2 protein-coding genes are annotated in these 6,000 nt (G+C 62.4%); one reads left to right on the top strand and one right to left on the bottom strand.

Features of this window, described 5'->3' with window-relative positions:
* Positions 1–858: 858 nt before the first annotated feature.
* Entirely contained in the window at positions 859–2,685 is a 1,827-nt protein-coding gene (locus tag BMW85_RS47175) for a DUF2075 domain-containing protein (RefSeq protein WP_091094297.1), read from the top strand.
* A gap of 115 nt (positions 2,686–2,800) precedes the next feature.
* On the opposite strand, the gene BMW85_RS47170 is transcribed toward BMW85_RS47175, so the two are convergent.
* The gene (locus BMW85_RS47170) at positions 2,801–5,455 is read right to left on the bottom strand and encodes an ATP-binding protein (RefSeq protein WP_091094296.1); all 2,655 of its coding nucleotides are present in this window, start codon (positions 5,453–5,455) and stop codon (positions 2,801–2,803) included.
* Positions 5,456–6,000 lie beyond the last annotated feature (545 nt).

The following is a 6,000-nucleotide window of genomic DNA, read 5'->3' as shown; positions in this document are numbered from 1 at the left end:
TGCCTGCAAAAGGGCGTGACCTACAACGAAGATGTCGCCTTCCAGCCACCATCGAAGGCCATGGCTTGACAACTTACGCAGATCGGATGTCTGCGACACCCGCTTTAGGAGAGCGGAGGCTCTACAGCCGGGATGCCCCCTCTGAGCTCGGCAGATGCCTCGCGCGGCGTGTGCCACACCAAAGATCATCCCGTACATGTCCCCGCGAGCGGCATGCGCTCGGACGGTCTGGTGGCGGACTCACAACCATGCTGCACTTGCTCACCGAAGCTTGGTCGGCTGCCGCTGACGCCGTATCTGACCACCGGCACCATCGAACTGCGCTCGCCTTCAGGTGGTGCTTGCCAAAGCTCCGAGTGAGCGCCAGCAAGGCTCCTTCTAGTAACTGAAGGCGTTTCCAGAGGCCGGGGCGGGTCGGTTCTCTGACGGCAGCCACTTTTCGTCACCCATACCTGATGGCCCACCGCGTACCTCTACCGCGATCAAGTGGAGTCGCACCTCACTGATGGCGGCCTCCGTGCTGGACTCCCAAGCGGAGATGGCCGACGACCGTGCCGCCGCGACAGTCGTCGTTGCCGGCCCGTACGCAGGACCTGGCGAGGTTACCGCTGCCGAACGGCAGGGGCATTGTGACGGCCGCCCGATCGCAGGTGGGGCGCGCTCCGCCCACCGCTTGGAGGGGAGATGGACGGGTCCGCGGTTCGCCCCGCCGAAGCGCCAGTTTGTATCTGCGTACGGATGCTGCCCTGATCTGTCCCAATCTGTCAGCAATGATCGCTACAGTACGGCTCGCACCACCCTTCGCCCCCGCCCGTCTGCTGACCGCTGCGTCGGCCGTCGTTCCGAAGGAGCAGTCTCGTGGCGTTGCGTTGTCTGTACCAAGGCAGTGCAGGTGAACTCGCCGAGATCATCGCTCAAGGTCAACTGGTCGAGGAACTGCGCCGACGCTTCGTCGCGATGCACGGAGCGAAGCCGAGAGAAAGCGAGAGCGCCTCGTGGGGCGGCAGCATCCCCACCGTCATCGACCTGCTGATCAGCGCCGGCCTGCAAGACGTGCAGGTGTTGGTCGAGCTGACCGCGCCGATCTGCGACGTACGCATGGACATTGTCCTGGTCGGAAGCGAGCGCGAGACCGGCGAGATCTGCGTCGTGGTGGTGGAGAACAAACAGTGGTCGCAGGTCCGGCCGGTGCGCGGCACACAGATGGTGCACGTGCCGAACGCACCCGGCCGTCACCCACGCCTGCACCCGGCCGTCCAGGCTGATGGATACCGGCAGGTTCTGCGCGACTTCGTGCCGATGCTGCGGACCGCCAAGGTGATGAGCCTGGTCAACCTGCACAACATGCCCGCCGCGGTTCTTGAGACCATTCAGGGCGACAGCCAGGAGCTGGAGGGCGGTGCGAAGCGCACGAAGATGTACGGCCAGGAACAGGAGGAACGTGAACGGTTTGCGGCCATGCTCACGAAGACCCTCTCGGCCGAAATGGCACTCGAGCATGCTCAGGGCCTACTGTCCGCTCGCGTGTCGCCGACCGACAGCCTGATGACTGCAGTCAACAAGAGTGTGCGGGGACGCTCCGTCTTCCCCTTGCTGGACGAGCAGCGCAAAGCCGTTGAGTACGTCAAGGCCCAGCTGGCAGCGAGCCGTCGAGGCAACAAGCGAGTCGTGTTGATCGTGGGCGGCCCCGGCACCGGCAAGAGCGTGATCGCCTTAGAACTGCTGGCCGCGTGCAGCAAAGACGGGTTGAAGGTCGCGCACGCCACCGGCAGCCGATCCTTCACCCGCACGCTGTGGGAGTACGCCGGCGAGGACACGCGCGCCAGGCGCATCTTCCGGTACTTCAACAGCTTCGAAACCCTCCGTTCGAAGCTGGACGTGCTCATCGCCGACGAGGCGCACCGGCTCAGACGTCAGGCATCCGGCACGGGCCCGTCCCAGGTCAAGCAGCTCATCGAGGCGGCGGACGTACCCGTCTTCCTGCTGGACGAGCATCAGGTGGTGCGCCCCGGCGAAGACGGCACCATCCAGCTCATTGAAAACGCGGCTAAGGAAATGAAGCACGAGGTCCTGCGGATCGACCTGCGCAGCCAGTTCCGTTGCGGCGGCGACCCGGAGTACATCCGCTGGGTCGAACAGCTGCTCGGGCTGGTGGCTGGGGAACCACCGCGCCGGTGGCGGCCGCTGGAGAACTATGAGTTGTACGTTGCCCCCACCCCCGAGGCGATGGAGAAGTTCCTCTACAGGCGCGCTGCCGAGACCAACAGCACCGCCCGCATCGCGGCCGGCTTCTGCTGGCCCTGGTCGTCCGCCCGCAAAGACGGCACCCTCGTCGACAAACCGCCACACACACTGTGGGCGACACATCCAGGCGGCCACGGCCAGATTGGTTGCATCTACACCGCACAGGGCTTCGAGTACGCCTGGGCTGGCGTCATCTTCGGCCCGGACCTGGTCTGGCGCAACGGAGATTGGGAGGCCGACGTTAGCCAGAACCGCGACAGAGCGGTCGAGGACGCGCCCGACTTCGACTTCCTGGTGCGCAACACGTACAGGGTGCTTGCTACCCGCGGAATGCGCGGCACCGTGTTGTACTCCGTCGATCGCACCACTAACGTGATGCTGGCCAAGCTCGGTGCCTGTCTGCTCGACTATGACGGCGTACCCATGAACACTCCGCGGTAGACGATCACGGATCAACTTTACGTGCACCTAGTTTGAGCTGCCGTGAGGCCCTGATGGTCCTTGCTGCTCGCCCTCACTATCCTGCGTATGCCTCCCATGTTGAGCAAGCACCACGTCAAGTCCTGTCCGGCTGCTCGCTCAGATAAGGGAGTTTTTGGTTGAGCGGGGAATGCTGCAGGTAACGGGCTCGTTGTGCACAATCCGTAATACTGTCGGCAATACGTTGTACACGGTCCTGTACGTCGGCGCGCAGCCACATGACAGTTTCCTGGCTGTGACCGACGGTTTCCAGCACCTCTGCGGCATGGTGGAGGACCTCTTCGGTACGCAACGCGGGTAGATCTCCTACACGCCGGAGAATGTCGAGGGCATCTCGGGCCAATACTGCGGCGGCCTCAGTCTCGCCACGCAGATGACGGATCCGACTGATCAGGGAAAGCGCCGCGATCTCACTCCGGATCATGCCTGTTCGTCGAGTCTCTTCGATGGTTTCTTCAGCGAGAGCCAGCGACTGGTTCAGCAGAGCTGGATCGGTGTCGCCAAGTAGAAGTAGCACCTCGGCGTAGAGGTTACGGACGATGGGGACGAGGTTGAGCAGCCAGGTTTGCTCGGTTTCCCGCCATGCCTCCGCAAGCATCGGCTGACAGGCGTGCCTGCGGGCTGGATCAAATGCTATGAGCCGAGCAAGGAGGGCGCTGTTGTAGGCGTGCCAGCCGCTGAGTCCGCCGCGAGTCTCCTCGAAGGACAGAGCTTCCCGCAGGGCGTTCTCCGCCGTGTCTGCATCCCCCATGGCTGCGTACAACTGAGCAAGGTAGTTGAGCGCGATAGGAAGCTCCGCATTTAGCGGATCCTCGCGCAGGCGTTCCACACATGCGGTGAGGTGTACCAGCGCCGCCCCGAAATCCCCAGCATCGAAGAGATTTACTCCCAACTGCATGTCGGTGAGGTTGCGGGCATGGCGAAGGACTGGATCAGACAAGTTGCGGAGACGGGGGTCGGTCTCGTAGAGCCGTTGGGCTTCCCGGAGCACTGTAAGGCCACCGATCAAGTCGCGCTTTGGCAGCTGACGCCCGTACTCGGCAAGGGCGACGAAGAGTGCCAGAGAGTTGTCAGTGTCTCGGGCGAGTTCCACCGCTAGCTTCAGCATGTCCAGTGAGGGCACTAGTCCCTGAGTGTGTAGGAGGACTTTGCCGTGAAGCATGACCGTGCGTGCCGTCAGGACGGGGTCGCCGCAGCGGCGAGCCGCCTCCTCGGCGTGTGCGGCTAGACCTTCCAGGTCGTCGCCCTTGGGACGCCGCCGTGCCTGCCAGTGGATCTCGGTGATGTTGAGGAGGAGCTCTACGGCCTGCGCCATCAGAGAGTCCCGGTGAGAGGCTCGCTCTGGCAGACGCTCGATCTCTTGGACCGCGAAGCGACACAGTGTCTCCGCCTCAGCAAAGGACAGTCCCTTGACCGCCACATCCTTGGCCAGTTTAAGGTGCTCGGTTCCAGAGGCTGGATGCGGGACGCCCGAACGGAAGTGGCGGACACAATCGAGTCGGGCATCCAAAGGAAGCTCATGGCCGAGCGCCATAAGCCCTTCGGCGATCTTTGTGTGACGTTGCCGACGCCGGCTGGGACTCTGCTCTGCATACAGCTCCTTCTGAAGCAGAAGACAGTCGAACTGATAGCAGTCGGCAAGGGGCGCCCAGTCGGGATTCGGTGCCGCTGAGATAAATCCACTCTCCCGCGAGAGCCGATGAAGCCTGTCCTGGACTTCCTGCTCCTCTAGATCGGCCGCTCGGGCAACAAGCGGAGCCAGGAAAGTGGATCCCTGGGTGGCAGCTACGATCAGCAATTCCCGGTCAGAGGTTTCCAGTAGCGCCAACGGCCGCCGAACCGCTCGGCGCAAGGCTTCTGGTAGCGGGCCATCGAGCCCGCCATCGGTCCTCATCAAAGGCAGGAGCTGAACGACATAAGCAGGTCGCCCACCGGTGAGCCGGCTGAGCCGGGTCAAAGTTGATGTAGCGATATCGGGGCCGTGATAAAGGCGCACGAGTTCCGCCACGGCGCCGTCTGATAGGGCGCCGAGGGTAATCCGCTCCAGGCGTCCCTGGAGTTGCCACCGGTCGAGGAACTCCCTGACCGTTGCTCCTTCGGATGGCGGACCGCTATCCTGATTCGTCTCGTGAATCAGCACAACACCCACCGGGTGACCCCAGGACTGCTCGATGAAATGGTCGAACACAAGCAGGCTGCTGGGGTCGATCCACTGCACATCATCGACTATCACCAATGTCGGTCCAGCATTCACCAGGGCATCCACCAATGCCGACGCAAGACCATGAGCGACGCTTTGCCGGTACGGCAGCAAACTGTCCCCCTGCACAGAACCAGAATCAATGGCTGCCTGGGTGATCTGCGCCGCGGCTGCAAGGGCCGGGCCCACTAGAGGCAGCGACCCAACGAGTTCGGGTAGATGCTGCACAGCCGCATACTTGATGTGGCGGACGGCCCTCGGCGGATGAAGAGCATTGAAGATGGCCATCACGGGCCCGTAGGCATTGGTTTCACCAACAAATGCCTGACACCTGGCGCGAATCATTCGGATAGTCGGTTCCGCGGTACACAGCTGTGTAAGACGTACAAGTTCATCGAGAAGGGCTGATTTGCCAATTCCGAGTGGTCCTTCGACTACAAGAGCACGGCTTTGTCCTCGGTAGACGTCTTCCGTCAGCTCCATCAGCTTGTCTACGTGTTCCACCCGATCAACAAAGGCGATGCTCCTCATATGTTCTCCATACGTCGACCAGAGTCCACAGTGCAAGGCCCAATACTGAGCGCCGTGACGACGCGATGACGCGGAGTACAGGGCACGCTAGGCTTCGTTTGGTGCCAGCGCTGCTGGAGCCTGGCCCTGTGTCTGCCGGTTTCGAAGCCATTGGCGTCCCAGTCGAAGCTTGGATGACGCGATTCACGCATTCGGAGCCGCTTTGGTGGGGTGCCGGTCCAAACGGAGCTGAGTATGCTCTGCTGCTTCGGCATCCCCTTTCCGCCATGTGGAGTGTCAAGGAAGACTTGATAGACTGTCTGCCTTGTTCGTGCCGATTTCGCCCCTGTCCATGACCGCACCGACATCGCTGGCTGCCGAAGACCTATCGCAGGCAGATGGCTTCTGACTGAGCGTTGCGCCGCGCGCTCACAGCCGAGGAACACAGCATGTTCTTCCGCAAGCAGATCTACAACTGGGCGCGTGACGAGCACCTGCCCGAATCGCTGGCTCAAGTGATCATCAGGATGTGTACTGAGGTCATCGCGGTCACCCATCCCGATCAG

The sequence above is a fragment of the Nonomuraea wenchangensis genome (genome assembly GCF_900111685.1).
Taxonomy (GTDB): domain Bacteria; phylum Actinomycetota; class Actinomycetes; order Streptosporangiales; family Streptosporangiaceae; genus Nonomuraea; species Nonomuraea wenchangensis.
The sequence above is the reverse complement of the archived record's forward strand: the minus strand, read 5'-3'. Positions and strand labels throughout refer to the sequence as shown.